Annotated in this window: 21 protein-coding genes; 12 read left to right on the top strand and 9 right to left on the bottom strand. The window is 63.6% G+C overall.

What is annotated here, in order from left to right; translation table 11 throughout:
• Positions 1-44: 44 nt before the first annotated feature.
• Genes hpaD through hpaI form a run of 4 tightly spaced genes read left to right on the top strand, consistent with a single transcriptional unit; the run spans position 45 to position 2984 of the window.
• On the top strand, positions 45-908 hold the full coding sequence (gene hpaD / locus CUJ91_RS20170) for a 3,4-dihydroxyphenylacetate 2,3-dioxygenase (protein WP_114156948.1): 864 nt from the start codon (positions 45-47) through the stop codon (positions 906-908).
• Between the two features lie 20 nt (positions 909-928).
• Entirely contained in the window at positions 929-1330 is a 402-nt protein-coding gene (locus CUJ91_RS20165) for a 5-carboxymethyl-2-hydroxymuconate Delta-isomerase (RefSeq protein ID WP_107708897.1), read from the top strand.
• 41 nt (positions 1331-1371) lie between these two features.
• Positions 1372-2175 (top strand): 2-oxo-hept-4-ene-1,7-dioate hydratase, encoded by an 804-nt coding sequence (gene hpaH, locus CUJ91_RS20160; RefSeq protein ID WP_107708899.1) that lies wholly within the window; start codon positions 1372-1374, stop codon positions 2173-2175.
• An 8-nt stretch (positions 2176-2183) separates the two neighbouring features.
• Entirely contained in the window at positions 2184-2984 is an 801-nt protein-coding gene (gene hpaI, locus CUJ91_RS20155; RefSeq protein ID WP_114156947.1) for a 4-hydroxy-2-oxoheptanedioate aldolase, read from the top strand.
• A gap of 33 nt (positions 2985-3017) precedes the next feature.
• Here the strand turns inward: hpaI and CUJ91_RS20150 are convergent, their stop codons facing one another.
• Positions 3018-5351: a bifunctional diguanylate cyclase/phosphodiesterase gene (locus CUJ91_RS20150; RefSeq protein ID WP_114156946.1), complete on the bottom strand. Its 2334-nt coding sequence runs from the start codon at positions 5349-5351 to the stop codon at positions 3018-3020.
• 92 nt (positions 5352-5443) lie between these two features.
• Positions 5444-6712: a DUF2252 domain-containing protein gene (locus CUJ91_RS20145; protein ID WP_114156945.1), complete on the bottom strand. Its 1269-nt coding sequence runs from the start codon at positions 6710-6712 to the stop codon at positions 5444-5446.
• Between the two features lie 394 nt (positions 6713-7106).
• Between CUJ91_RS20145 and CUJ91_RS20140 the strand changes: the two genes are divergently transcribed.
• The 4 genes from CUJ91_RS20140 (at position 7107) to CUJ91_RS20125 (ending at position 11747) form a co-directional block, all read left to right on the top strand.
• Positions 7107-9824: a response regulator gene (locus CUJ91_RS20140; RefSeq protein WP_114156944.1), complete on the top strand. Its 2718-nt coding sequence runs from the start codon at positions 7107-7109 to the stop codon at positions 9822-9824.
• A 209-nt stretch (positions 9825-10033) separates the two neighbouring features.
• On the top strand, positions 10034-10294 hold the full coding sequence (locus CUJ91_RS20135; protein ID WP_029966318.1) for a hypothetical protein: 261 nt from the start codon (positions 10034-10036) through the stop codon (positions 10292-10294).
• 293 nt (positions 10295-10587) lie between these two features.
• Entirely contained in the window at positions 10588-10830 is a 243-nt protein-coding gene (locus CUJ91_RS20130) for a hypothetical protein (RefSeq protein WP_006049308.1), read from the top strand.
• Positions 10830-11747, top strand: a complete 918-nt coding sequence (locus tag CUJ91_RS20125) for a formate/nitrite transporter family protein (protein ID WP_114156943.1) — start codon at positions 10830-10832, stop codon at positions 11745-11747. The genes CUJ91_RS20130 and CUJ91_RS20125 overlap by 1 nt, the downstream gene beginning before the upstream one ends.
• A gap of 35 nt (positions 11748-11782) precedes the next feature.
• Here CUJ91_RS20125 and CUJ91_RS20120 read toward each other — a convergent pair whose 3' ends face one another.
• Positions 11783-13033, bottom strand: a complete 1251-nt coding sequence (locus tag CUJ91_RS20120; protein ID WP_053859494.1) for an arsenic transporter — start codon at positions 13031-13033, stop codon at positions 11783-11785.
• A gap of 298 nt (positions 13034-13331) precedes the next feature.
• Here CUJ91_RS20120 and CUJ91_RS20115 point away from each other — a divergent pair, with 298 nt between their 5' ends.
• The 4 genes from CUJ91_RS20115 (at position 13332) to dinB (ending at position 16636) form a co-directional block, all read left to right on the top strand.
• Positions 13332-13895 carry a YceI family protein gene (locus CUJ91_RS20115; RefSeq protein WP_107709079.1) on the top strand — a complete coding sequence of 188 codons (564 nt, stop codon included), beginning with the start codon at positions 13332-13334 and terminating at the stop codon, positions 13893-13895.
• A gap of 60 nt (positions 13896-13955) precedes the next feature.
• Positions 13956-14534: a YceI family protein gene (locus CUJ91_RS20110; protein ID WP_114156942.1), complete on the top strand. Its 579-nt coding sequence runs from the start codon at positions 13956-13958 to the stop codon at positions 14532-14534.
• A 159-nt stretch (positions 14535-14693) separates the two neighbouring features.
• A complete protein-coding gene (locus CUJ91_RS20105; RefSeq protein ID WP_408279754.1) occupies positions 14694-15401 on the top strand; it encodes a hypothetical protein in 708 nt (235 codons plus the stop codon).
• A 68-nt stretch (positions 15402-15469) separates the two neighbouring features.
• Positions 15470-16636 (top strand): DNA polymerase IV, encoded by a 1167-nt coding sequence (gene dinB / locus CUJ91_RS20100; protein ID WP_044021003.1) that lies wholly within the window; start codon positions 15470-15472, stop codon positions 16634-16636.
• On the opposite strand, the gene CUJ91_RS20095 is transcribed toward dinB, so the two are convergent.
• The 6 genes from CUJ91_RS20095 to CUJ91_RS20070 form a co-directional block, all read right to left on the bottom strand.
• Positions 16603-18093, bottom strand: a complete 1491-nt coding sequence (locus CUJ91_RS20095) for a heavy metal sensor histidine kinase (RefSeq protein WP_029966329.1) — start codon at positions 18091-18093, stop codon at positions 16603-16605. The genes dinB and CUJ91_RS20095 overlap by 34 nt on opposite strands.
• On the bottom strand, positions 18090-18794 hold the full coding sequence (locus CUJ91_RS20090; protein ID WP_006049300.1) for a heavy metal response regulator transcription factor: 705 nt from the start codon (positions 18792-18794) through the stop codon (positions 18090-18092). Before CUJ91_RS20090 ends, CUJ91_RS20095 begins: the two co-directional genes overlap by 4 nt.
• A gap of 90 nt (positions 18795-18884) precedes the next feature.
• Positions 18885-20375, bottom strand: a complete 1491-nt coding sequence (locus tag CUJ91_RS20085) for an efflux transporter outer membrane subunit (RefSeq protein ID WP_114158005.1) — start codon at positions 20373-20375, stop codon at positions 18885-18887.
• A gap of 50 nt (positions 20376-20425) precedes the next feature.
• Entirely contained in the window at positions 20426-21649 is a 1224-nt protein-coding gene (locus CUJ91_RS20080) for an efflux RND transporter periplasmic adaptor subunit (RefSeq protein WP_006049298.1), read from the bottom strand.
• Between the two features lie 88 nt (positions 21650-21737).
• Complete coding sequence (locus tag CUJ91_RS20075; RefSeq protein ID WP_006049297.1) at positions 21738-24941, bottom strand: efflux RND transporter permease subunit; 3204 nt, start codon at positions 24939-24941, stop codon at positions 21738-21740.
• Positions 24942-25176: 235 nt separating this feature from the next.
• Positions 25177-25611, bottom strand: coding sequence for a VOC family protein (locus CUJ91_RS20070; protein WP_029966336.1), 435 nt, complete (start codon positions 25609-25611; stop codon positions 25177-25179).
• Positions 25612-25629: the final 18 nt, after the last annotated feature.

Below are 25629 nucleotides of genomic sequence, written 5' to 3'. Positions count from 1 at the left end.
ACGCGAGGCCCGCAAGGTCTCGCGGCACAGAAGAGGAGACCGCGATGGGCAAGCTCGCGCTGGCAGCAAAAGTGACACACGTGCCGTCGTTATATCTGTCCGAACTCGACGGTCCGCATAAAGGTTGCCGTCAGCCCGCCATCGACGGCCATCATGAAATCGGCCGGCGTTGCCGCGAATTGGGCGTGGATACGATTGTCGTGTTCGACGTGCATTGGCTCGTCAATAGCGAGTACCACATCAATTGCGCGCCGAAATTCGAAGGCGTCTACACGAGCAACGAACTGCCGCATTTCATCAAGAACATGCCGTATGCGTATCCCGGCAATGTGGAACTCGGCAATCTGATCGCCGAAGCCGCGAATGAAATAGGCGTGAAAAGCCGCGCGCATAGCGAGACCACGCTTGAACTCGAATACGGCACGTTGGTGCCGATGCGCTACATGAACAGCGATCAGCATTTCAAAACCGTGTCGGTCGCCGGCTGGTGTATGTGGCATCAATTGGAAACGAGTGCGCGCTTCGGGCTCGCGGTACGCAAGGCAATTGAAGAGCGCTACGACGGCACGGTTGCGATTCTCGCGAGCGGGTCGCTGAGTCATCACTTTGCCGATAACGGCACCGCTGAGCAGTTCATGCACAAGGTGTGGAGTCCCTTTCTCGAACAGATGGACCGCCGGGTTGTCGAGCTCTGGCAAGCCGGTGACTGGAAAACCTTTTGCGACATGCTGCCGCTCTACAACGAAAAATGCTGGGGCGAAGGCGGCATGCACGACACGGCAATGCTGCTTGGCGCGCTAGGCTGGGACCGCTATGACGGCAAGGTGGAAGTGATTACGCCGTATTTCGGCAGTTCGGGAACCGGGCAGATCAATGCGATCTTTCCGGTTACGCCGCTGCCCGCCTGAATCGAAACGGAGGAGTTATCGTGCCGCATCTGACACTGGAATACAGCGCTAATCTCGCCGATGGAGAAAGTATCGGCCGCTTGTGCAATACGCTCGCTGAATGTCTCGCCGCGCAGCGCGATCAGGAGAAGAGCGTTTATCCAATCGGCGGCATTCGCGTGCGCGCGCTGCCTTGCGAGCACTATTGCATTGCCGATGGGCGCGCGGATGCAGCGTTTCTACACGCGAACCTGAAGATTGCCGCAGGCCGCTCCGACGCGATAAAGAAAGCAACCGGCGATGCGTTGTTCGAAACGATCAAGCAGCACTTCGCCAATGAGTTTGAAAAGAGCGGGCTTGCGTTGTCGCTGGAAATCAACGAATTCAGCGAAGCCGGCACGTGGAAACACAACAACCTGCATGCGCGGCTCAAAGCGCAGTAGCGAGCCGGCACACACTCATAGCGGCTCAATAGAGAACCATCATGCTAGACCAACAAACTATTCGCGAACTCGCGGCGCAGCTCGATCATGCGGAGAAGACGCGCACGCAATTGCGCCACTTTTCGGCGGCGTATCCGCAGATGACGGTCGAAGACGGTTACGCGATTCAGCGCGAATGGGTGAAGCTCAAGCTCGCCGAAGGCCATGTAATCAAAGGACGCAAGATCGGCCTCACGTCGCGCGCAATGCAGCGTTCATCGCAGATCGACGAACCCGATTACGCGCCGCTGCTCGACAGCATGTTTATCGAAAACGGCCAGGACATTCGCGCGGATCGCTTCATTGCGCCGCGCGTCGAAGTGGAACTGGCGTTCGTGTTGAGCAAGCCGCTCAAGGGCCCCGGCATCACGCTATTCGATGTACTCGACGCCACCGCGTACGTCACGCCCGCCGTTGAAATCATCGACGCGCGCATCGAGCAGTTCGACCGCGACACGCGCGCGCCGCGCAAGGTGTACGACACGATTTCCGACTTCGCGGCCAATGCGGGCATCGTGCTCGGCGGGCGTCCGGTGCGTCCGCTCGATGTCGATCTTCGCTGGGTCGGCGCACTGCTGTATAAAAACGGCGCTGTAGAAGAAAGCGGACTCGCGGCCGCAGTGCTCAATCATCCGGCGACGGGCGTCGCGTGGCTCGCGAACAAGATCGCTCCGTACGACGAAATGCTCAACGCAAACGACGTGATTCTGAGCGGCTCGTTCACGAGCCCGATCGCCGCGAAGGCGGGCGACACCTTTCACGTCGACTATGGTCCGCTCGGCGGAATTGGTTTGAATTTCATTTGAGTGCGCACATGTCCTTGCAAAACACATTCAAACGCGCGCTGCGCGAAGGCACGCCGCAATTCGGCTTATGGGCCGCGCTCGCCGATGCCTACGTGACCGAGTTGCTCGCCACCGCCGGGTTCGACTGGCTGCTGATCGACAACGAACACGCGCCGAACGACGTGCGCAGCACGCTCGCGCAATTGCAGGCGGTGGCCGCGTACGCATCGCATCCGGTCGTGCGGCCGGTGCGCAGCGACAGTGCGTTGATCAAGCAGTTGCTCGACATCGGCGCGCAGACTTTGCTTCTGCCGATGATCGACACCGCCGAACAGGCCGCCGATGCCGTCGCGGCCACGCGCTATCCGCCGCACGGCATTCGCGGCGTGGGCAGCGCATTGGCGCGCGCGTCGCGCTGGAACCGCGTGCCCGATTACCTGAACCGCGCCGCCGACGAACTGTGCGTGATCGTGCAAGTCGAGACCGTGCAAGGCATGGACAATCTGCCGGCGATTGCAGCGGTCGACGGCGTCGACGGCGTGTTTTTCGGTCCTTCGGATCTGAGCGCGTCGATGGGCCTGCTCGGCAAGCCGGCCGATAGAAGCGTGCGCGAAGCGATTCGCGGCGGCATAGAAACCGTGCGGAATGCGGGCAAGGCCGCGGGCGTGCTCGCGCCTGATCGCGCGATCGCCGACGAGTATCTTGCGGCAGGCGCTACGTTTGTCGCGGTTGGAACGGATACGGGGTTGTTGAGCCGCGCGGCGGCGGATCTGGCCGCGTCGTATAAAGGCCAAGCTCAGACGGATGCGGCCGTGAAAGGCGGGTACTAAAAGCGAGCGAGCGGCCGACGATCCAAACGCCCCTCACTCCCCCGCCGGCCAGGGCAACCCTTGCGCCGACCAGTCCAACTCCACCCCAATCACCGAGCGCTCATCCGCGAACTGCGCCGCAAGCGTTACTGCAATGCAAGGTCTTCCACTCGCGAGCGAAAGATAAGGATTACTGGCAATCGCCACGCCCGGCAGCAGCACGGCATTGCGATAATACGGCCGATGATCCCACCGCGCATCGCGCGGATTGGCCACCGGATGCAGCGACGCGCCTTCCATGCTCCACGCCGGCCCCGGCACTTCCGGGCCGACCTGCCGACCCGAATCGTCGAGAACAAAGCAGCTCACGCAACGCTCGAACGACGCAAGTGCAGCGAACGCGTGCTCCATCGCGGCCCCCGCGTGCAGCGCGTCCGCGGCCTCGCGCAGCGCGAGGCGATACGGCTCCACCACAGACTCGAACAACGCATGCTGATGTGCGCGGCCTTGCGCGATCACATCGAAAGCATCGTCGATTCGCAGATGCACCGAGCCTGGCGGCGCGATCTCCGGCGCGGGCCGCCCGAGCAGATAACCTTGCGCGAAGTCCACATTCGATTCGACCGCGAGTATCAGTTCCTCGGTCGTCTCCACGCCCTCCACCACGACTAGCATGCCCGCCTGATGCAGCAGCGACACGAGCTTCGGCAAGATCGGCTGCTCGGTGCCGTGCCCGGTCGCGCGTATCAGTTCGCCGTCGAGCTTGACGATGTCCGGACGGATGCGCAGCAGCCGGTCGAGGTTCGATTGACCGGCGCCGAAATCGTCGACGGCAATCAGGAAGCCGTGCTCGCGGTACAACGCCGCCGCGCGCGACATCTCGTCGACGCTGCCGCCGTGCGACTCCAGAATCTCGAGGATCACCTGCTCCGGCGCGAGCCCCACTCTGCGCACGATCCCGGTCAGTTCATCGGCATAGCCCTCGGCGACGAAAGTGGCCGGCAGAATGTTGAGGAAAAGCCAGCCGTCCGAGGGCAGCGACGCGCGCGCGTTCGCCAGATGCACGGCATGACTCGCGCGGTCGAGCACCCCTTCGTCGTTGGCGGGCTTGCGCGCGAACAGCACCGCGGGCGGCAGCAAGGTGCCGTCGTCGAGCTCGCCGCGCAACAGCGCCTCGAAACCGACCTGCTTCTGATGCGACAAACTGAAGAGCGGCTGAAAGTGCGAGGTCAGGTAATAGTCTTCCCATTTATGCCGCGAGCCGCCCGCGCCCGCTGTGCCGCAGGCGTCCTCGATCAGCAGTTGCAGCGGCGCGTCCGGCACCGGCCGCTCGGCGCACACGCGATTCCTGCCGGACTGCTTCGCGCGCAGCAACGCTTCGTCGGCGCGATCGAGCAGGACCATGATGTTTTCGTCGCCGCGATGCTCGGCCACGCCGAAGCTCGCGGTCAGATGACCGTCCGGGCGTTCGAGCGCGGCAATCGCGCCGCGCAGCCGCTCGGCTAGCCGCAGCGCGCCGGCAAGTCCATCGCACGACAGCACCGCGAATTCCTCGCCGCCGATCCGGCTCACACTGTCGCCGCGCGTGGTTTGCTCGAGCAGAACCTGGGCGACCTGGCGCAACGCAAGGTCGCCCACCGCATGACCGAACCTGTCGTTGAGCGACTTGAAATTGTCGATGTCGAGAAAAATCGCGCTGGCCTCGCCGCCGCGCGCGAGTTCGGCGAGGCGCCGCTCCGCCTGCGCGACAAACGCACGGCGGTTTTGCAGGCCGGTCAGCGGATCGGTCGCGGCCAGTTGCGCGAGCTGGTCCTCGAGCAGAAAGTGATTGCGCCGGAACCCGTAAAAACCGAAATGAAAGACGACGGCGGTAGGCATGCCGATCGCGGCGATCCACATCCACACGACCACGTCGACATCGGCCGTGTGCGGCGCGGCGGGCAGCAAGCCGATCGCCGCCGCATAGAAAAGCGCGCTGCCGACCACGAAATGCGTCGGCGTCAGCCACAGCGGCGCGGCGCAAACCGGGATCACGACCATCGCCGGCAAGGTCCATAGCAACGGCTGCTGCACGCCCGCCACGTTCAGCGCGAGACCGGCGACGAGCGTCAGCGAGAAGGCCACGCCGATCGCGCCGAACGTCCACGTCGATTTCGCGAGCGGAATGGCCAGCACCAGCAAAGCCAGCACGAGCGCGCAGCCGAGCCGGTACGCGAGCGGCTCGGCGGGCCCGGCGACGAGGCCGCGCGCCGCCACCAGACAGAGGAACGCGACGACTGTGAACGCCATCGTCACCGTCGAAAGCGGGCGCTGATGTTCAAGCGAGCGCTGGTGAAAGCGCTGGCGCAGGCCGGCATCGGCGGAGTGCTGCGGCGAGGTCAGGAGCATAGGAAGGGCTAGCAGGCGGGTCCGGTCACTCTACCGATGTATATCGGCAATCATCGGACGAATATTTAGCCCTTCGTGAAAAAAACCGCGCTTCAGCCCTCGCGGACGCCCGTTGCGTATTTGCGGCAATGCTCGAGATAGCCGGCCGCGTGAGTGCTGACCAGTTGGACGATGCTCTTCCAGAGCCAGCCGGGCGCATCCAGCGTTTTCGAGCGGTTCTTGCGCAACTCGGCCAGCCATGCCTTGCGTTCGGCGAGGTCCATCTGCCGCGCGTGCGCCTTGCCGACCACGAGCGCGAGAAAGCGCGCCGCCCTGGTCGCTTCGTCGCGGGTCAGTTGCTCGATGGTCAGCTTCATGTCCTGCGGCAGCAGTTCGCGCAACACGACGGGGCGGTCCGTGAGGCGCGCGGGCCTCATCCGTTCGCCGAGCGATGGCGACAGATGCCGCGCGCCTTCCACCACGCGCTCGGCGTGATCGCGCGGCATTCTCACCCCCGAGCAGCGCGGCGCCGCGGCCTGCGCGGCTTCCTTGATGTCGACGAGGCATAGGTCGTCGCCGTCGGCCGCGGCGCCGTCGATGTCGAGCAGCACCGCGTAGCGCAACCTTCCGAGCGAGCTGCAGCCCTTGACCCAGTACGCGGCGTCGAGCACCTGGACTTGCGCGTCGGCGCCCGCGCCGCGCAATGCGGTCGCGAGCGCTGCGATCGACCTCGTCCTGCACAGCTTGTCGATCTCGCGCCGCTCGGTTTTGTCGAGCGGCCAGAAACGCGAACCCAACGGAATATACGGCTCGGCGTCGTCGATACGCTCTTCGGCGAGATGACGCCACGTACGATGGATCGCCTCCTTCATCACGACGCGTACCGCCTCGGGTTTTTCCGCGTGAATGTCGGCCTCGCCCGCGGTTTCGTCGAAGGCGCGTTCATAGCCGTCGGCGAGCGCTTCCATCATGTGGACGATCGTCACGCCGGGCAGATCGGAGCCGCGCGCGGCCGTCGCAAGCGAGAGCCCGAGGCGAATCAGATCGTGCGCGGGATTGCCGATCACCGTCTGATCGAAGTCGCGCATCTGGATCTCGACGCGCCCGTAGGCATCCGCGACCGGCCCGATGTTGCCGGTATGGCAATCGCCGCAAATCCACACCGCCGGACCTTCGGGCAGCGCGTGGCCCTCGATGCCGTCGAGCCATTCATAGAAGCGGCTCGTGCTGCCGCGCACATACGCATGCGCGGAGCGCGCCATTCGCGCGTTGCGGCGCGCGGTCAGGAGCGGCTGCCGGCCGTCGGCGCGAGGCATTTTCCTGGAACGCTTGCTGGGAGATTTCTTCGCCAGCTTGCTGGTTGCGACGGGCTTCTTCGGCATCGTACGGTCCGCTCTTATCGATCTGCGAAGCCGGCGACATTCGCCGTCGCCAGCGCTCGCGGCGCGCATTCGTCGCGCGCGCGTGCACTCGACATCCAGCAGAAAACGAGCCTATCGCGTGAAGGATTCTGTAAGGACGCGCAGCGCAACAACGACCATCGCGCGAACGATGAACCGCCGCAAAAGCAAACACGCAAAGGCTCGCTTCGACAGAAATGCGCATGCGCTTATTGCCGCTTTCGAATGCGCGCGCGAGCGGCGCAGGTAAAACTTGCGAGCGTTTAAGGTGCGCGCGCAACTAAACGGCATACGCGGCGTATCGGCCCTTTACGCGGAGAATGTGAAACGGCAGACTGGACACCCACCTCATTAACGCGATCTCGTGGAGCGACGCATGCCCTTTCCGGCACAAGATCATGGCTGTACAGGCTGGAGCGGCGAAATGGCGCGGCGCATCAGTGAATTCGACTGGGCGGCGACTGGCGTCGGCGCGATCGCGGACTGGCCGCGCAGCCTCACCGCCACGGTGCAGTTGCTGCTCGCTTCGCCGGTGCCGCTCGTGCTGCTGTGGGGCCGCTCCGGCTACATGATCTACAACGACGCCTACGCGGTTTTCGCGGGCGGACGGCATCCGTATCTGCTGGGATGCCCAGTCGAAACAGGCTGGCCCGAAGTCGCCGAATTCAATCGCCACGTCATGACTACGTGCCTCGCGGGCGGCACGCTCTCGTATCGCGACAAGGAACTCGTGCTGCTGCGCGAAGGCAAGCCCGAGGACGTGTGGATGGATCTCTACTACAGCCCCGTCGCCGACGACAGCGGCGCGCCCGCGGGCGTGCTGGCGGTCGTCGTCGAAACGACTGGGCGCGTGCTGACCGAGCGCTGGCGGCAACGCGCCGAAGCGGAACTGCACGAGACCAACGAACGTCTGCAACTCGCGCTCAATACAGGCGCCGTGCTCGGCACTTGCGTCGTCGACATGCAGACCGGAAAGATCACCGGCGACGAGCGCTTCGCCCGCACCTTTTCGTTCTCCGTCGAAGAAGCTGCGCGAGGCGTCGACCACAGCGCCGCCGCCCGAATGATTCATCCGGACGATCAGTCGCTGCTCGAACGCCTGAGCGCGGATGCGCTGCAAGAAGGCAAGCCGTTTCGCGCCGAGTACCGGATTCGCCGCCCTGACGGCGACTATGTGTGGGTGCAGGCGAACGGCCAGTGCGAGTTCGACGAACACGGTCAGCCGACACGCTTGCCGGCTGTGCTGATCGATATTCACGAACGCAAGATCGCCGAACAGTCGCTGCGCCAGTTGACGGAGACGCTGGAACAGCGCGTGGCCGACGCGGTCGCGGCGCGCGCGCTCGCCGAAGAACAACTGCGCCAGGCGCAGAAAATGGAAGCGATCGGCAGTCTCACCGGCGGCGTCGCGCACGACTTCAACAACGTGCTGCAAGTGATCAACGGCAACCTGCAGATGATGGCCGCCGACGCGAGCGGCAATCCGGCCACGCTGCGCCGTTTGTCGGCAGCGACCGACGCGGTGAAGCGCGGCGCGAAACTCGCCGCGCATCTGCTTGCGTTCGCGCGGCGCCAGCCGCTCTCGCCCACTGTGCTGAACCCGCGCCGCCTGCTTGCCGGCATGAGCGAGATGCTGCATCGCGCGCTCGGCGAAACCATGCGGATCGAAACCGTATTGAGCGACCATTTGTGGCACGTACAGGTCGATCGCAACCAGTTGGAAAACGCGCTGCTCAATCTCGCCATCAATGCACGCGACGCGATGAAGGCCGACGGCACGCTCACCGTGCGCGCCGCGAACCGCGTGCTGGACGCAGCGTTTTGCAGCGACAAGCCGGAGCTTTCGCCGGGCGAATACGTGGTGTTTTCCGTCACCGATACCGGCGCGGGCATGCCGCCCGACGTGCTCGAGCATGCGTTCGAACCGTTCTTTACGACCAAGCCTCACGGTCATGGCACGGGCCTGGGTCTCAGCATGGTGTTCGGCTTCGTGAGGCAGAGCGGCGGGCATACGCTGATCGAAAGCGAGTTGGGGCGCGGCACGACGGTATCGCTGTTTTTCCCGCGCTGCTGCGAGCCCGAAACGGCCGAAGCCGCCGATGAAACCAGCGCGCCGGTGGGCGGCGGCGAAACGGTCCTCGTGGTCGAGGACGATGCCGACGTGCGCCTGACCGCCGTCGAAATGCTGGTGCAGCTCGGCTATAAGGTGCTGACGGCGTCGAGCGGCGACGCGGCGCTCGAATTCATCGACAGCGATGTGCCGATCGACCTGCTGTTCACCGACGTCGTCATGCCCGGCAAGATCAAAAGCGTCGAGCTGGCGCGGCGTGCCGCGGCCCGCTCGCCGTCGGTGCCGACGCTGTTCACGTCGGGCTACACGCGCGATGAGATCGTCCACCACGGCAAGCTCGACGCGGGCATCACGCTGCTCTCCAAGCCCTACCGCCGCGACGATCTCGCGCGCAAGGTGCGCGGCGTGCTGCGCGCCGCCGCCGGCGGAGCTGGCGGCACGGCGGCTGTCGGCAAGATGACGGATCGCGAAATCGCCGCTTGTGTGCCGAGCGTTGCGTATGATCCGGCGAGTGGCGATGCGTCGGGCGTCGCTACGTCGGGCGTCGATGCGTCGGGCGTCGATACGCCGGGCCTCGCCACGCCGTTGACTCCAACACCCAAGGCAGCCCCAAACGAGAGCGAGTCCGCATCCAGCGACGCGCCCGCGCGCTCGCCGGCTCATGTGCTGCTGGTCGAGGACGACGCCGATTCGCGCGAGGCGCTAAGCTGCCTGCTCGGCGCGCTCGGGCTCGATTGCACGTCGGTCGGCAGCGCCGAAGAAGCGCTGCCGCTGCTGCCGGCGCAGCGCTACGACATTCTGTTCACCGACATCACGCTGCCCGGCATGTCGGGCGACAACCTCGCGCGCGCCGTGTTGCGCGAGCAGCCGGACGTGCAGGTGCTGCTGGTGTCCGGCTATGGCGCACAGGCGCCGATCGGCGAGCGCATCCCCGGCGCGCGACTGCTCGGCAAGCCGTTCGACCTCGCGCAACTGCGGCGCGAACTGGCGCAATGGGTCAATCCAATCGAAGCGGCATCGTAACGCCGGCACGGCCACGCAAGCGATGAGCTTTTAGCCCCATGCCGCGGAATGCGGCATATATTGGTTTATATCGATGCAAGCACACACGGCGCGAAGTGCGCGACACCTGCGCGCCCTGGTATGATGCCGGGCACGCCTGTTCCGCTGTCGAATGGGCGCCTTGCGAATGGGCGCCTTGCCCTCCGCCGCTTTTTGTCACGAGAGTCATCATGCCCGCTCAACACGACCCCGCCGCCAGCCCGAGTCCCGCGAAGGCGACGCGCAAAGAGCTGTCCATTACGGTGCGCAATCTTCTGATGGTGGCCGTCGGCGTCATCGTGTTCGCGGCGGTCGCGGGCGTCGTGCTGTATGAGCCGATTGCTTACGGCGACGCCATTCCGAACTTCGGCATCATTCTGATGCTCACGGTCCCGGTGATTGCGGGCGTGGCGTTTCGCGTGGGGCTGGATGCGTGGCTGGATAGGCAGTAAGCGTCATCGCGACGTGAGTTAGCCACGCACTGCCAGTGGCAGTAGCCAATTCCTTCGGCAACATAAACCGCAACTTCTAATCGAGCTCCCTCGCGCGGTTAGATTCCGCGCGTTGCGTCACCTCGTTGCGTCACCTCGTTGCGCCATCTCAATGCGCCGTTCCTGCGCGCAGATCAGACTTCCCAATCCGACCTTCCGGCCGCACTGCCGTTGTCCTGAAGAATCGGGGAACGCCACTTGCTCGTACGTTATCGCCGTCCACCTTTTTTCTCGCCTCTTATCGGATACGTCAGATGAGCTACCAGAACCTGGACAACGAGATCGCCCATCTCGAGCGGGTGTTCGGGCGGATCTCGGTGAATGACGCGATCCCGCTTTCATACTGGGACAGTCGCTTGCGGATGCTGGCGAATGCGCCGCTCGTGCCCGCGCAACAGGCGCGGCTCGCGCGGCTCGAAGCCACGCTTGCCGCGCTGCGGGAGCCCGAGGAAGCGGTCTGCGAAGCGCCCGGCCCGCGCTCGAAGGATGCCCGCTGATGACCGATGCCACGCGCGAAGAGCAACGGCAGTCATCCGCCGAATCGACGGAATCCGCCGGCAACGACGTCCCGCGAGCCCAGGACGCCGGCGCCGATTCCCCGCATCTGAACGAGGGCGAGCAGGATCAGGCGGCGCATCACACCGCCCCGCACGCGCTCGTGCTGCATGAGATCGTCCGTGAAGAGGGCGAAGCCGCGCTCGAGCGGACGATTGGCGCGCTGATCTGGTCGTCGCTCGCGGCCGGGCTTTCAATGGGCTTTTCGTTTCTCACGCAAGCGGTGCTCGAAGCAGGACTGCCGGATACGTCATGGCGTCATCTGGTGTCGAGCTTTGGCTACTCGATGGGTTTCGTGCTGGTCATCATGGGACGGCAGCAGCTTTTCACCGAAAGCACGCTCACCGTCGTGCTGCCCGTCTTGACGCGGCGCGACCCGAAGACGCTGCTCAAAGCCATGCGCCTATGGGCCATCGTGCTCTTCTTCAATCTCGTGAGCACATGGATTTTCGCCGCGATGCTGCGCATTCCCGATGTGTTCGCGCCCGCCGTGGTGCAGGCATTCGGCGAGGTGTCGCGTGCCGCCGTCGGGTCCGAACAGATGCTGCCGACGATGGTGAAAGCGGTTTTCGCGGGCTGGCTGATTGCGTTGATGGTGTGGCTATTGCCGAGCGCGCGTTCGGGCCGCCTGCTGACGGTGCTGCTGATTACCTATGTGGTGGCCGTGAGTCATCTGTCGCATATCATCGCCGGATCGACGGAAGTGGCGTATGCGTTTTTCAGCGGCGACGCGAGTCTGCGCGATTATTTTCTGGGCTTCCTCGTGCCGACGCTCGTGGGTAATACCGTAGGCGGGATGTCGTTAGTGGCGCTACTGAATCACGCGGCGATCGCGCCGGAAATCAACGGTCATCGCTGACGTATGAAAGCGGCGGCGCCGTGATCCACGGCGCGTCAGCCGATCAGAATGCGTGCGCCGAGCGCGAGCACCAGCGCCGGCAGCATCACCACGACGCCCACCTTCAGGAACTTCATGAAGCTCACGTCCTCGCCTTCGCGACGAATCGCGTTGAGCCACAGGATGGTCGCGAGCGAGCCGGTGATCGACATGTTGGGCCCGAGATCGACGCCGATCAGCAGCGCGTCGATCACGCGCTCGGGACTATGCGCCTGCATCACCGTCGAACTCGCGATCAGGCCGGCCGGCAAATTGTTCATCAAGTTGCTGCCGATCGCGATGGCCATGCCGGCCCAGCCTGCCGTGCTCGCTTCGTTGTGCGCGGCGCCCTCCTGCGTCAACGCGGCCAGCATGCGGATCACGCCGGTATGGTCCAGCATTTCGACGAGCACGAAGAGCGCGGCCACGAGCGGCAGCACGCTCCACGATATTTCGCGGATCATCGGCAACGGCGATTTGCGCTCCTGGATCAACACGACGATTGCGGTCAACGCACCGAGTATCGCCGTGGGCAAGCCCAACGGAATATCGAACGCGGATACGGCCAGCAGCACGACGGCCGTCACCGCAATGCCGGCCAACGCAACGCGTCCACTCGACGAGAGCCGCAGCGGCTCGAGATTCGCCTCGCAGATGCCGGCAAGCGCGTCGCGCTGCGTCCAGCGCAGCAGCACGTAAGTCGCGCCGATCGACAGCAGCGACGGCAACGCGAAGCGCATCAGCCAGGGCCCGAGCGCGGGCGTGTGGTTGCCGTACAGCACAATGTTGGCCGGGTTCGAGATCGGCAGAACGAAGCTCGCTGCGTTGGCAATGAAAGCGCAGACGAAGAGCAGCGGCAACGGATCGGTCTTCGCTTTCTTCGCGGCGGCAAACACAGCCGGCGTGAGCACGACCGCGGTGGCGTCGTTCGAAAGAAAGGCCGTGATTACCACGCCGACCAGATAGACCAGCATAAAGAGCTTGCGCGGCGAGCCTTGCGCATGATTCACGGCGAGCACGGCGACCCAGTCGAACAGACCTTCACGGCGGCCGACTTCGGAGAGCAGCATCATGCCGAACAGAAACAGATAGACGTCGGTGCCCTTGCCGACGGCTTCCATCGCGAGATGAAGCGGCAGCAGCCCGAGCGAGACCAGCAGCACCGCGCCCGCCACCGCCCACACTGCCTCGGGCCATTTGAAAGGCCGCGTGATGACGCCGGCTGTAGCGAAGGCGGCGATGCCCCATGAAAGGAAAATCGAAGTCAAAACTAACGTCCTGAATGATGGTTGTACGTGGGCCGTGCCCGGTGCGCAGGATAACCCAACTCGGTTCGGCCTCCGCCGTTCGTCGGTGCGCGTTGCAACGCGCAGGCCCGGACGGCATTAACGTCATCCATGGAACGATGTGTTCTCTCGCATCCGGCTATTCGGTTCTTCTTGACATCCCTATCATTCGCAGTCAGCGCGGCAACGGCTTGCTCGCCGATTCGCTACGGACTGTTGGCAATCAAATTCCCCACTGTGTGCAATGAACGCGCATGGGTTCGATAGGATGCGTACCATCATGAAAACGATACTTCATCACTCCATCCTGGCCGGCGCCGCGGCGCTTTCGCTGTTCGGCGCGAGCCTCGCGCATGCCGACGTCGACACCAGCAAAAGCACCGTGATCGCGACGACGAAACAGATGAACGTGCCCGTCGACGGCAAGTTCAGGAAGTTTTCGGCGCAGCTATCGTTCGATCCGGCGAAGCCGACGGCGGGCAGCGCGAACGTGTCGATCGACACTGGCAGCTACGACCTCGGCGCCGACGACTACAACAAGCAGGCGCAAGGCAAGGAGTGGTTCGACAGCGCCGCTTACCCGGCCGCTACCTTTGTTTCCAGCGCGATCGCGCCGGCGGGCGGCAATCAGTACAAGATCACCGGCAAGCTGACCATCAAGGGCAAATCGCAGACGGTGGTCGTGCCGGTCACCATTGCAAGCCAGGGCTCGACGCAAACCTTCGACGGTTCATTGCCGATCAAGCGCTCGCAGTTCGACGTCGGCACTGGCGAATGGAAAGACACGTCCGTCGTCGCCGACGAAGTCGTCATCAAGTTCCATCTCGTCGCCTCCAAAAAGTAATTAGAAACCCGAAGCAAACCATCAAAGCGCCGTCGCGCTTTTCAAAACCTGGAGAACATCTTGAAGAAGCAATTCCTGCTCGCCGCCGGCGCTCTCGCCGCCGCCCTGTCGTTCAACGCAATGGCCGCCGACACGTATCAGCTCGATCCGACGCACACGGCCCCGAGCTTCGAAGCGGATCACTTCGGCGGCGTATCGATCTGGCGCGGCAAGTTCAAGAAAAGCACGGGCACCGTCGTGCTCGATCGCGCGGCGAAAACCGGCACGGTCGATGTGACCATCGACATGAGTTCGGTGGACATCGGCAACGACAAGCTCGACGCGGAACTGGTCGGCGAGAAGTTCTTCGACGTCGCGAAGTATCCGAGCGCGACCTACAAGGGCACGCAAATCCGCTTTGAAGGCGACAAGCCGGTGGAAGTGATCGGCACGCTGACGATGCACGGCGTGACCAAGCCCGTGAACCTGAAGATCGAGTCGTTCAAGTGCTTCGTGAACCCGATGCTCAAGCGCGAAGTGTGCGGCACGGAATCGACGGCGACGTTCAACCGCGACGATTTCGGCGTCGACTTCGGCAAGACGTACGGCTTCAAGATGCAGACCACGCTGCATATCCAGGCTGAAGGGATCAAGCAGTAAACCTCGTTATGGCGGGCGCCGCTGCGCGCCCGCTATAGTCGCTACTTACGCGGCACTATTTCCGCTTTCCCGACGACGCCGGACTTGAGCCGGAAGAGCCACCGAAATCGCCCGCTTTTCATGCATTTGAACTGCGCGCGCAAATCGTAAAGTCCCCGCATGCAATTGATTTTTGTCGGGAGACAAGCGGTGGTGCAGGTGAAAAGGCAGGTAAAAAATGCGGCTCTCGCCGCGGTTGCGGCGATGGCGGGGTTGGTCGCATTGACCAATACGGCGCACGCGCAGGAGATTTATGTGCACGGCGGCACGCTCGGCGCGGGGATCGGCGCTGCGTTGCCGCTCAATTCATGGACGGGCGTGCATGCGGAATTCGAAGGCCTCGGCTTCTCGCATTCGGTCAACGTCAATGAAAACGAGTACGACGGTCACCTGAAGCTGCTGCAAGGCGGCCTCTATCTCGACGTGTTCCCTTTCCGCTCGAGCGGTTTCCGCCTGACGGCCGGTGCGCTCATCAACGACGACGAACTCTCGGCGCACGCCGTGCCGAATGCGCAAGGCAACTACAAGATCGGCGACGACTATGTGCCGGCAGTCGGCCCCGCGCCGTCGGCCACGGTCACGCTGCCGCGCGTGATGCCTTATGTCGGCATCGGCTACGGTCACAAGCCGGTCTCGAAGGGCTTCGGTCTCACTTTCGATGTCGGCGTCGCGTATGGCCGTCCGCGCACGCACTACAACGTGCCCGCGATTTATTCGATGTTCACGACGCAAGCGAATATCGACGAGCAGGAACAGAAGATTAATGACAAGCTCGAGCGGTATAAGTTGTATCCGGTGGTGCAACTCGGTGTGAGTTATCGGTTCTAGACCGCACTCGCCGGCACTCCCAACGCCGACCAAGGTACTATTACGCGTACCTTCCGTTTCCGCCTTCCATGAGTTCAGCAAGCCGCCGTATCGCGCATCTCGACATGGACGCGTTCTACGCGTCCGTTGAGCTATTGCGCTATCCGGAATTGCGCGGCAAGGCGGTCGTGATAGGCGGCGGCCGCAACAGCGCGCCTGAAACGCTCGAAGACGGCAGCCGCCGTTTTGCGAAGCTGCGCGATTACGCGGGGCGCGGCGTGGTCACCACGTCCACTTACGAAGCGCGCGCGCTCGGCGTATTTTCCGCGATGGGCATGATGAAGGCGGCCGTGCTCGCGCCCGACGCGATCCTGCTGCCCACCGACTTCGACTCCTACCGTCATTACTCGCGGCTCTTCAAGGCCGCAGTAGCAACGTTCACGGATCGCATCGAAGATCGCGGCATCGACGAAATCTATATCGATCTCACGGAGTTGCCGGGCGAGCCGCGCGACATCGCCGCGCGCATCAAGCAGGCGGTCAATGAAGCCACCGGCCTCACGTGCTCGATCTGCGTGGCGCCGAACAAGCTGCTCGCGAAGATCGGCTCGGAGCTCGACAAGCCCGACGGCCTCACGATTCTCACGCCCGAAGACGTGCCGCTGCGCGTGTGGCCGCTGCCTGTGCGCAAGGTCAACGGCATTGGCCCGAAGGCGGCGGAAAAACTGACGGCGCTCGGCATCGCCACGGTAGGCGATCTGGCGGCGGCGGACGCGGGTCTGTTGCAGGATCACTTCGGGCACAGCTACTCGGCGTGGCTCACGCGCGTCGCGCGAGGCGAGGACGAGCGGCCGGTCGTGGTCGAATCGGAACCGAAGTCGATGAGCCGCGAAACCACCTTCGAGCGCGATCTGCATCCGCGTCACGACCGGCCCGCGCTGTCCAGTTCGTTCACCGGCTTGTGCGTGCGGGTCGCGGAAGACCTCGTGCGCAAGGGCTATGTCGGCAAAACGGTCGGCATCAAACTGCGCTACGACGATTTCCGCACGGTCACGCGCGACCTGACGCTCGAGACGCCCACCGCCGACGCCGCGGAAATACGCCGCGCGGCCACCGAATGTCTGCGCCGCGTCGAGTTGAACCGCAAGCTGCGCCTCCTCGGCGTGCGCGTGAGCGCACTGAGCCTCGCGAGCGCGCAGCCGCCGCAGCGGCGTCTACCGGTTCAGGCGGACTTGCCCTTCACGAGCGACGAATAGGAAGCCGGCGAGGAAGCCGGCGCCGATGTACCGCCCGCGTTCGCCGCGGCATTGGCCGCCACGTTCGCACGCGCGGGCGGCGTGACGCTTTCCACACGCGACGCCGCAATCGAAAACGCAAACGTGTTGACACCGTTCGCGCTCTGCACCGACACGCTGCCACGATGCATCTCCGCAATCGCCTTCACGATCGCGAGACCGAGGCCGTGATTCTCGCGGCTATTCGTCCGCGACGCTTCCACGCGATAAAAACGGTCGAACAGATGTTCGAGCACCGCGGGCTCGATCGGCTCGCCCGGATTCGCGACTTCGATCCGCACCTGCTCGCCTTCACGCACGATCCTGACGCCGATCGCGGCGCCCGGCTGGCAGTGTTGAATCGCGTTCATCAACAGATTCGTGCAGGCGCGGCCGAACAGCGAGCGGTTCACCTGAGCAACGGCATCGCCATCGAGGCGCGCATGCACGCGAGCCTCTTCCAGCGGAATCTCGAGAAACTCCAGCGTATGCGCGACTTCGGCCGCGAGCGACACTTCCATGAGACCGGTCGCGCGCTCGCCCTGATCGGCGCGCGCGAGAAACAGCATGTCGTTGATGATCGCGCGCATGCGTTCGAATTCCTCGAGGTTCGATTGCAGCGTGTGACGCAGATCGTCGACGGAACGATTGCGGGTTAATGCGACTTCGGTCTGGCCGATCAGAATGGTCACGGGCGTACGCAGTTCGTGCGCGACGTCCGCATTGAACGACTCGAGCCGGCAATACGCGCCGTCGAGCCGCTCCAGCGCGCCGTTAAACGAATTCGCGAGGTCGTTCAACTCGTGCGGTAACGACGCGGTGTTCAACCGTTGCGAGCGATTGTTCGGACTGACGGCGGACGCATCGCGCGTGAGACGCGTCAACGGCGCGAGGCCGATGCGTGTCACCGAGTAACTGAGTAGCAGCACCGCGAGACTGCCGAGCGCCGACAGCGCGGCGAGCGCGAAGCCGAACACGCGCATCGTGCGAATGTTCGGCAAGTAGCTCGATGCGACCTGCAACTGCATCGGCGGACGCGTCGAATAGCCGGGAATGGAGACGGTGGTGGTGAGCATGTCGTCGCCGCCGCCCGCCGGTTTGACGCGCGCGTAGCCGCCGGGCCAGCTCTTCACGATTGTCCCTTCAATCGGTTTGCCGTAGTTGTAGGACGGCTCGATACTCGTGACCGCGTACACGGTGCTGCGGTCATGCGGCGTCATGTCGGTGAGCTTTTCGCGCGACATGCGCCATTTGTCAGGCGTCATCCCGTGATTGCAGATCAGCCGCGCGATTTGCGCGCGGTCGTCGAGCGACTCGCGCAAATGGCTTTCGAGCTGCGAGCGCAACACCGCAAAAAGCCCCGCGCCAATGACCGTAAACACGAACAGCGCGACGAGCGCGAACATCAGGGCGAGGCGTCGCGCGATGGAACGGTTCATGACGGCTCCCCGTCTTCGTGCAGTTCGCGCGCTTCGCGCACTTCGAGTACATAGCCCATGCCGCGCACGGTATGCAGCAGCTTCGACGGAAACGGGCCGTCGAGCTTCGCGCGCAAGCGCTTGATCGCGGTCTCGACCACATTGGTATGACTGTCGAAGTTGACGTCCCACACAAGCTCGGTGATGGCCGTCTTCGACAGAATATCGCCTTGCCTGCGGGCTAAAACGCTCAGTAGCTGGAATTCCTTCGCGGTCAGATCGAGCCGTACGCCGTCACGCGTTGCGCGCCGCCCGATCAGATCGACAAACAGATCGCCGACGGAAATCAGCGTGGATTCCTGCGAACGCGTGCGGCGCGCCAACGCATGCAGACGCTCGACGAGTTCGAGAAAAGAGAATGGCTTGGTGAGGTAGTCGTCCGCGCCTTCGCGCAAACCGCGCACGCGGTCGTTCACGTGATCGCGCGCGGTCAGCATGATGACCGGCGTGGACTTGCGCATGCGCAGCGCCTTCAGCACGCTAAAACCGTCGCGCTTGGGCAGCATGACGTCGAGCACGATCACGTCGTAATCGAACTCGGTGGCCAGATACGTGCCCTCCTCGCCGTCGAGCGCGACGTCCACGACCCAGCCCTGCTCCGTCAAACCGGAGCGCAGATAGTCCACGACCTTGTGCTCGTCTTCAACGATCAGCAACTTCATGCGCGTCCCCTAGTGTCTGCATTATACGAAACGCCCTGCATTGCCTGTTCAGCGTGCTTGCTCGCTTGTTGCGCCACGCCACACCGCGCATTACTGCGCAGCGGCGCGCGTTTGCGCGTCATGTTGCGCGGCACCTTGGCCCGCGCCCGCGAGCGCTGGGTCCGCGCCCGCGAGCGCTGGGTCCGCGCCCCAGCCGCCGCCCAGCGCCTTCACGAGCGCGACGGACAACGTCATCTGCTGCCCGCGAATCTGCGCGTCCTGGCGCTTGCTGTTGAGCAGCGACTGCTGCGCGGTGATCACGTTCAGATACGCGACGAGGCCTCCGGAATAGCGGTCGTTGGCGAGTCCGAGCAGGCGCTCCGAGTCCGCGACCGCTTCTTCCGATTGCTTCGCCGCCCCGTCGAGCACTGCCAGACCCGTGATGCCGTCCTGCACCTGCTGGAATGCGTTGAGCACCGTCTGCCGATAGTTGGCCTCGGTCGCCTTGTAGCCTTCGCTCGCGAACTGCACGTTGGCCGCGCGCCGGCCGCCGTCGAACAGCACCTGGCCCGCAGCGGCGCCGAGCGTCCACATCAGCGTCGGCGCGCTGAGCAAACTCGCGAACTGCGTGCTTTCCCAACCGATGCCCGGCGTCAGCGTGAGGCTCGGAAAAAACGCGGCTTTAGCGACGCCGATCTGCGCATTGGCCGCCGCCATCGCGCGCTCGGCGGAGGCGATATCGGGCCGGCGTTGCAGCAGATCGCTCGGCACGCCGAGCGCGATGGCCGGCACCGGAAAGCTCAACACTTTCGGTTCGATCGCGAATTGCGGCGCGGGCACGCCGACGAGCGCCGCAATCGCGTGCTCGTATTGCGCGCGCTGGTTCAACAGCAGTTGCGCCTGCACACGCGTGGTGTCGAGCAGCGACTTCTGCTGCAATACGTCGAGGCCCGACACTGCGCCGAGGTCGTGTTCGGCGTTCACGTAGTCGAGCGCTTTCTGCTGAAGCTTCACCGATTGATTCAGTACGTCGATCTCGGTGTCGAGTTCGCGCAGCGAGAAGTAATCGGTCGCGACCTCGGTGGTCAGCACGAGCCGCGCGTTGGCGAGATCGTCCGCCGACTGTTCCGCGGATGCCGTCGCGCCTTCCACCTGACGACGTATGCGGCCGAACAGGTCCGTGTCGTAGTTGATCGTCGGGCCGATTTGCAGATTGTTTTGCACCGTCGACATGGTCGGCAGCGCGTAGTTGGTGCGCGGCCTGTCCGCCGAAATGCGAAAGCGCGACGCGGATGCCGCGAGGTCCACTTCGGGAACCTGCTGCGCGCGCGTATTGGCAAGCGTCGCTTTAGCCTGCTCATAGTGCGCGCTGGCGGCGACGAGCGTCTGGTTCTGCGCGAGCGCCTGCGTTTCGAGCGAGGCGAGCGTGGCGTCGCGATAGACGTTCCACCAGTCCGGGTCCACCGGCGCATGCGAAGGCGTCGCGACGCGCCAGTATGAATCCGTGTTCCATGCAGGCGGCACCTCGGCCTGCGGCCGCTTGTAGTCCGGTCCAACGGTACAGGCAGCAAGCATGACCGCGCTCGCCACAACAGCCGTCATCGCCCCCGCGGCTGCAAACCCGCTCACTGCGCGGCTCGCGCGTTGCGGCTTCACGACGCCTCCTTCCCGCTCTTTTGCGGCTGCGCGATTTCGACATGATCGCCGTCCGCAATCGAATCGCTCGGGTTGATGACGACTCTATCGTTGCCGTCGATGCCGCTTTCTATCTCGAGCGTCTGGCCGAGATCCTGCGCGATCACGATCTTGCGCAACTGCACGTTGCCCTTCGCATCGACCACGGCAAGCCGCGGACCTTCGGCGCGAAACAGCAATGCATTGCCGGGCACCATCCATTCGGCGCGCGCCACCGAAGGCAGCGCGACCTGCACATACGCGCCGGGACGCAGCGTGTTGTCCGGATTCGGTAACGTCACCTCGACTTGCAGCGAGCGAGTGGGCACGTCGATCGCGCCGGAAATGTGCGTGACGCTGCCATGAAACTGCTGGCCGGGCAGTTCGGCCTGCGTGACGACCACCTTCTGTCCGACCGATACGTTCTGCGCATACGCCTGCGGCAATTGCACATAGACGCGCAGCGGGTCCGACTGCGCAAGCGCGAACAACGCGCGGCTCGTGCCGCTGCCGGCGTCGATCAGATCGCCGACATCGACATTGCGCTGCGTGACCACGCCGGCAAACGGCGCGACGATCCGTTTGAACGATTCGAGCTGACGCAAGCGCTGCACGTTCGCATCGGCGGCGGCGAGGTTGGCGACGCTCTGCGCGTATGTGCTTTGCCGCTCGTCGAGTTCCTGCTGCGAGACCGCATCGCGTTGACGAAGCTGCTGCCAGCGTTCGAGCGAGCTCTTTGCAAGCGCAAGACTCGAACTGATCTGCTGACGCTGCGCCGAGGCCTGCGCAAGCTCCTGATCGATCTCGGGCGTATCGAGTTCCGCGAGCAATTGGCCCTGCTTCACGCGCGTGCCGATGTCCGCATACCAGCGCAGCAGATACCCGGTCGAGCGCGCATAGATCGGCGATTCGACGCTGCCGCGCAGCGTGCCCGGCAAGGTCGTCGCGCCGCCGCTTTCGGCCGGCGTCGGGCTCACTACGTTCACGTATTGCGTGGCGTTCTGTTTCGTCGTCTGCTCGACGGCGCGGTTTTGCATCAGGTTCGCGATCACCGTGCGCAACGCGCCGAGCGCAAGCAACGCGAGCACGATGAAGATGGCGATCTTCGCGCGCTTCCATTCGCGATTACGCGGCGGCAATGCGTGGCCGCTTTCCGTCTCGCGCGACGGAATCGCCAGCGATGCATGAGTTTTTTCGGTCATCTCAGTTGGCCATCTCGGTTAGCTAGCTCCGTGAGTTGAGTAGCCGGTTTCTTGACGTTTTCCACGATTCGCTGTTCACGCTCAGGCTTTAGGCCGGCTCGCCGGCACTACCGCTTTCGCCTGCGCTGTTGCCGTCGTCTTCATGATCGTTGCGATGACGACGCGCGAGGCGCGTATGTATGCCCGCGAACACGAGCGGCACGAAAAACAGCGTGGACACCGTTGCAAACAGCAATCCGCCGATCACCGCGCGGCCGAGCGGCGCGTTCTGCTCGGCGCCTTCGCCGAGACCGAGCGCCATCGGAATCATGCCGATGATCATCGCGAACGCCGTCATCAGCACCGGACGAATGCGGCTCGCTCCCGCTTCGAGCGCGGCGGTCAGCGGCGGCGCGCCGGCGGACAGGCGCTGACGCGCGAACGCGACCATCAGAATACTGTTGGCGGTGGCGACGCCCATCGTCATGATCGCACCGGTCAGCGCCGGCACACTCAGATGCGTGCCCGTCAGAAACAGCATCCATACGATGCCGGCCAGCGCCGCGGGCAAAGCGCTCACGATGATGAGCGGATCGACCCACGACTGGAAATTCACCACGATCAGCAGATAGACGAGCACGATCGCCATCGCCACGCCGAGGCCGAGACCCAGGTACGAAGTGCGCATCGTTTGTACCTGGCCGCGCACGGTGATCTGACTGCCGCGCGGCAGCGTCGCGCGCGCTTTCTCGACGAGCTTGTCGACCTGATTCGCGACGCTGCCCAGGTCGCGCTTGTCGACGCTCACATAGAGGTCGATCACGGGCCGGATGTTGTAATGCGTGACGACCGCGAACTGGTTTTGCGGCGATACGCGCACCAGATTGCCGAGCAGTTGCGTCGGCCCTGTCGACGATGCCGAGACCGGCGTGCGCAACAGATCGTCGATGGAAGAAATGCGGTACTGCGGCGTTTGCACCGCCACGTTGTACTCGACGCCGTTGCGGTCGTTGTACCAGAAGCCCGGCGACGTCTGCGAGCTTCCCGATAGCGAAACCAGCAGGTTTTGCGCGACATTGCTCGCGGTGAGATTGAGCTGCTGCAAACGCGTGCGGTCCATTTGCAGGTTGATCGCGGGTTCGTCGAGCTTTTGCTGAATGTGCGTGTCCACCGTGCCGGGAATCAGGCGCACTTCTTTCAACAGCTTGCGCGCGACGTCGAAATTGCCTTGCTGGTCCGCGCCGGCAATCTGCACGTCGACGGCCGCGGGCAAGCCGAAGTTGAGAATCTGCGTGACGATGTCGGCGGGCTGGAAGAAAAACTCGACGCCCGGAAAACGCTGCGGCAGCATCGCGCGCAGTTTGTCCACGTAGACCTGCGTCGGCTCGTGGCCTTCCTTCAACGCGATCTGGATTTCGCCGTCGAGCGTGCCGATCGTGCCTGCATTGCTGTATGAAAGATTGATGCCGCTATACGGCAGACCAAGATTATCGAGGATGGTGCCGAGTTCGTTCGCGGGCACCACTTCGCGGATCACCTTCTCGACTTCGTCGGCAAGACGCGCGGTTTCCTCGATGCGCGTGCCGGTCGGCGCGCGCATATGCAGGCGGATATTGCCCGCGTCGACGCTCGGGAAAAAGTCTTCGCCGAGCACGAATGCGAGTCCCATCGAGACCACGCAGAAGCCGAGAAATATGCTGCCGAAGCGGCGGCGGCGCACGAGCAGGCTGCTGAGAATCACAATGTACGCGGCGCGCATGCGCTCGAAGCCGTTGTCGAAACGCCGGTAAATGCGCTGAAAAAGACCGGGTTTTGCAGCGGCTTTCGGTTTGTGCGCGTGGCCCATCAGCAGCATCGCAAGCGTCGGCACCAGCGTGCGCGACAGAATGTACGACGCCAGCATCGCGAATACAACGGCTTCCGCGAGCGGCACGAACAGGTAGCGCGCCACGCCGGTGAGAAAGAACATCGGCACGAACACGATGCAGATGCACAGCGTCGAGACGAGCGCGGGAATCGCGATTTCGCCGGCGCCTTCGAGAATCGCATCGTGCAGATTGGTGCCCATATGCAGATGCCGTTCGATATTTTCGATCGTCACCGTCGCATCGTCGACGAGAATGCCCACCGCGAGCGCGAGGCCGCCAAGCGTCATGATGTTGATGGTCTGCCCGAGCGCATGCAGTGCGATCAGCGACGAGAGAATCGACAGAGGAATCGAAATCGCGATGATGCAGGTGCTGCGCCAGTTGCCGAGGAACAAGAGAATCATCGCGGCCGTGAGCGCGGCGGCCACCACCGCTTCGTGCACCACGCCCTGCACCGCCGCCTTCACGAATACCGACTGGTCGAACAGCGCCGTGATGTTCAGGTCCGGCGGCAATGCCGCGCGCGCCGCCGGCAGTAAACCGTGCAACGTATTGACGATCGACAGCGTCGACGCACTGCCGTTTTTCAGCACCGAAATCAGCACGCCGCGATGACCGTCTTGCCGCACGATATTCGTTTGCGGCGAGAAACCGTCGCGCACGTGAGCGACTTCTCGCAGATAAGTCGTCGCGCCGTTCACCGTGCGCACCGGAATGTCGTTGAGACCTTCCAGCGTCGACGGCGAGCCGTTCATGTTGATCGTGTATTCCTTCGGTCCGATCTTTGCCGTGCCTGTCGGCAGAATCAGGTTTTGCGCGTTGAACGCGCTGACCACATCGAGCGGCGTCAGACCTTTGGCGAGCAACGCGCGCGTATTGAGGTCGACGGAAATCAGCCGCGATTTGCCGCCATACGGATAAGGCACGGCCGCGCCGGGAATCGTCACGAGTTGCGGCCGCAGGAAGTTCAGCGCGGTATCGTTGAGTTGCTGCTCGGAGAGCTTCGTGCTCGACAGGCCGAGTTGAATCACCGGAATGCTGGACGCCGAGTAGCTGATCACGAGCGGCGGCGTCGCGCCCGGCGGCATCTGCTTGAGCTGCGCCTGCTCGACGGCCACGGTCTGCGCGATGGCGGTCTGGATGTTCGCATTCGGCTGCAGAAACACCTTGAGGATCGTGATGCCCGCGAGCGAATTCGACTCGATATGCTCGATGTCGTTGACGGTCGTCGTGAGACTGCGCTCGTTCACCGAGGCGATGCGGTGCGCCATGTCCTCCGCGGACAAGCCGTTGTATGTCCAGATGATGCTGACGACCGGGATGTTGATTTCCGGCAGCACGTCGACCGGCGTGGTGAACAGCACAAAAGGCGTCGCCAGCACAATCAGAATGGCCATCACGATGAACGTGTATGGCCGCTTAAGCGCAACGTTGACAATCCACATGAAACGCGCCTGAAGAAGTGCAGGTCACTGCGGCTGAGCAGCGGGAGGTGGGCGAACTGGCGCTTATGCTAGATCGCCTGGACCAACACCTGCATGGCGCCAAAATGGCGGAATTGTCAGGAAGCTTATCGTAAGGAAAAAGCGTTGACGGGCGGCCCTTTTGCAAAATCAGGCCGCACTTATATTTCAGTTTGCCTACGCGCTCTTCCTGTTTTTACTCGCGCGCTCTACTGCTCTACTTGGCGAACAGCGACGACATATCGGCGAACGCCTTGAATTCGAGCGCATTGCCCGACGGATCGAGGAAGAACATCGTGGCCTGTTCGCCGACTTCGCCCTTGAAGCGCACATGCGGCTCGATGATGAAGTCGATGCCCGCCGCTTGCAGCTTGTCCGCGGCGGCCTGCCATTGCTCCATCGAAAGCACGGCGCCGAAGTGACGCACCGGCACCGCGTCGCCGTCGACCTTGCTCGTCTGGCGATGTCCCGCTTCTTCCGGCGCGAGATGCGCGACGATCTGGTGCCCGTAGAAATTGAAATCGACCCATTGATCCGAGCTGCGGCCTTCGGGGCAACCCAGCAATTCGCCATAGAACTCGCGGGCGGCGGCGATGCTATGGACGGGAAACGCCAGATGGAACGGCGGCAAGGTGGTGTGCGTAACGCTCATGATGTGGAACTCGCTGTA

The sequence above is a fragment of the Paraburkholderia graminis genome, from assembly GCF_003330785.1.
In the GTDB taxonomy this organism is placed as follows: Bacteria; Pseudomonadota; Gammaproteobacteria; order Burkholderiales; family Burkholderiaceae; genus Paraburkholderia; species Paraburkholderia graminis.
The sequence above is the reverse complement of the archived record's forward strand: the minus strand, read 5'-3'. Positions and strand labels throughout refer to the sequence as shown.

What these genes read in the sequence shown, in the direction of transcription:
- CUJ91_RS20150 (WP_114156946.1), bottom strand. Translation starts at nt 5,351, where the DNA reads ATGCTCCTGACCTCGCCGCAGCACTCCGCCGATGCCGGCCTGCGCCAG.
- hpaH (WP_107708899.1), top strand. Translation starts at nt 1,372, where the DNA reads ATGCTAGACCAACAAACTATTCGCGAACTCGCGGCGCAGCTCGATCAT.
- CUJ91_RS20140 (WP_114156944.1), top strand. Translation starts at nt 7,107, where the DNA reads ATGCCCTTTCCGGCACAAGATCATGGCTGTACAGGCTGGAGCGGCGAA.
- CUJ91_RS20085 (WP_114158005.1), bottom strand. Translation starts at nt 20,375, where the DNA reads ATGACGGCTGTTGTGGCGAGCGCGGTCATGCTTGCTGCCTGTACCGTT.
- CUJ91_RS20135 (WP_029966318.1), top strand. Translation starts at nt 10,034, where the DNA reads ATGCCCGCTCAACACGACCCCGCCGCCAGCCCGAGTCCCGCGAAGGCG.
- hpaI (WP_114156947.1), top strand. Translation starts at nt 2,184, where the DNA reads ATGTCCTTGCAAAACACATTCAAACGCGCGCTGCGCGAAGGCACGCCG.
- CUJ91_RS20095 (WP_029966329.1), bottom strand. Translation starts at nt 18,093, where the DNA reads ATGAACCGTTCCATCGCGCGACGCCTCGCCCTGATGTTCGCGCTCGTC.
- CUJ91_RS20080 (WP_006049298.1), bottom strand. Translation starts at nt 21,649, where the DNA reads ATGACCGAAAAAACTCATGCATCGCTGGCGATTCCGTCGCGCGAGACG.
- CUJ91_RS20130 (WP_006049308.1), top strand. Translation starts at nt 10,588, where the DNA reads ATGAGCTACCAGAACCTGGACAACGAGATCGCCCATCTCGAGCGGGTG.
- CUJ91_RS20075 (WP_006049297.1), bottom strand. Translation starts at nt 24,941, where the DNA reads ATGTGGATTGTCAACGTTGCGCTTAAGCGGCCATACACGTTCATCGTG.
- hpaD (WP_114156948.1), top strand. Translation starts at nt 45, where the DNA reads ATGGGCAAGCTCGCGCTGGCAGCAAAAGTGACACACGTGCCGTCGTTA.
- CUJ91_RS20145 (WP_114156945.1), bottom strand. Translation starts at nt 6,712, where the DNA reads ATGCCGAAGAAGCCCGTCGCAACCAGCAAGCTGGCGAAGAAATCTCCC.
- CUJ91_RS20115 (WP_107709079.1), top strand. Translation starts at nt 13,332, where the DNA reads ATGAAAACGATACTTCATCACTCCATCCTGGCCGGCGCCGCGGCGCTT.
- CUJ91_RS20070 (WP_029966336.1), bottom strand. Translation starts at nt 25,611, where the DNA reads ATGAGCGTTACGCACACCACCTTGCCGCCGTTCCATCTGGCGTTTCCC.
- CUJ91_RS20125 (WP_114156943.1), top strand. Translation starts at nt 10,830, where the DNA reads ATGACCGATGCCACGCGCGAAGAGCAACGGCAGTCATCCGCCGAATCG.
- dinB (WP_044021003.1), top strand. Translation starts at nt 15,470, where the DNA reads ATGAGTTCAGCAAGCCGCCGTATCGCGCATCTCGACATGGACGCGTTC.
- CUJ91_RS20105 (WP_408279754.1), top strand. Translation starts at nt 14,694, where the DNA reads ATGCAATTGATTTTTGTCGGGAGACAAGCGGTGGTGCAGGTGAAAAGG.
- CUJ91_RS20090 (WP_006049300.1), bottom strand. Translation starts at nt 18,794, where the DNA reads ATGAAGTTGCTGATCGTTGAAGACGAGCACAAGGTCGTGGACTATCTG.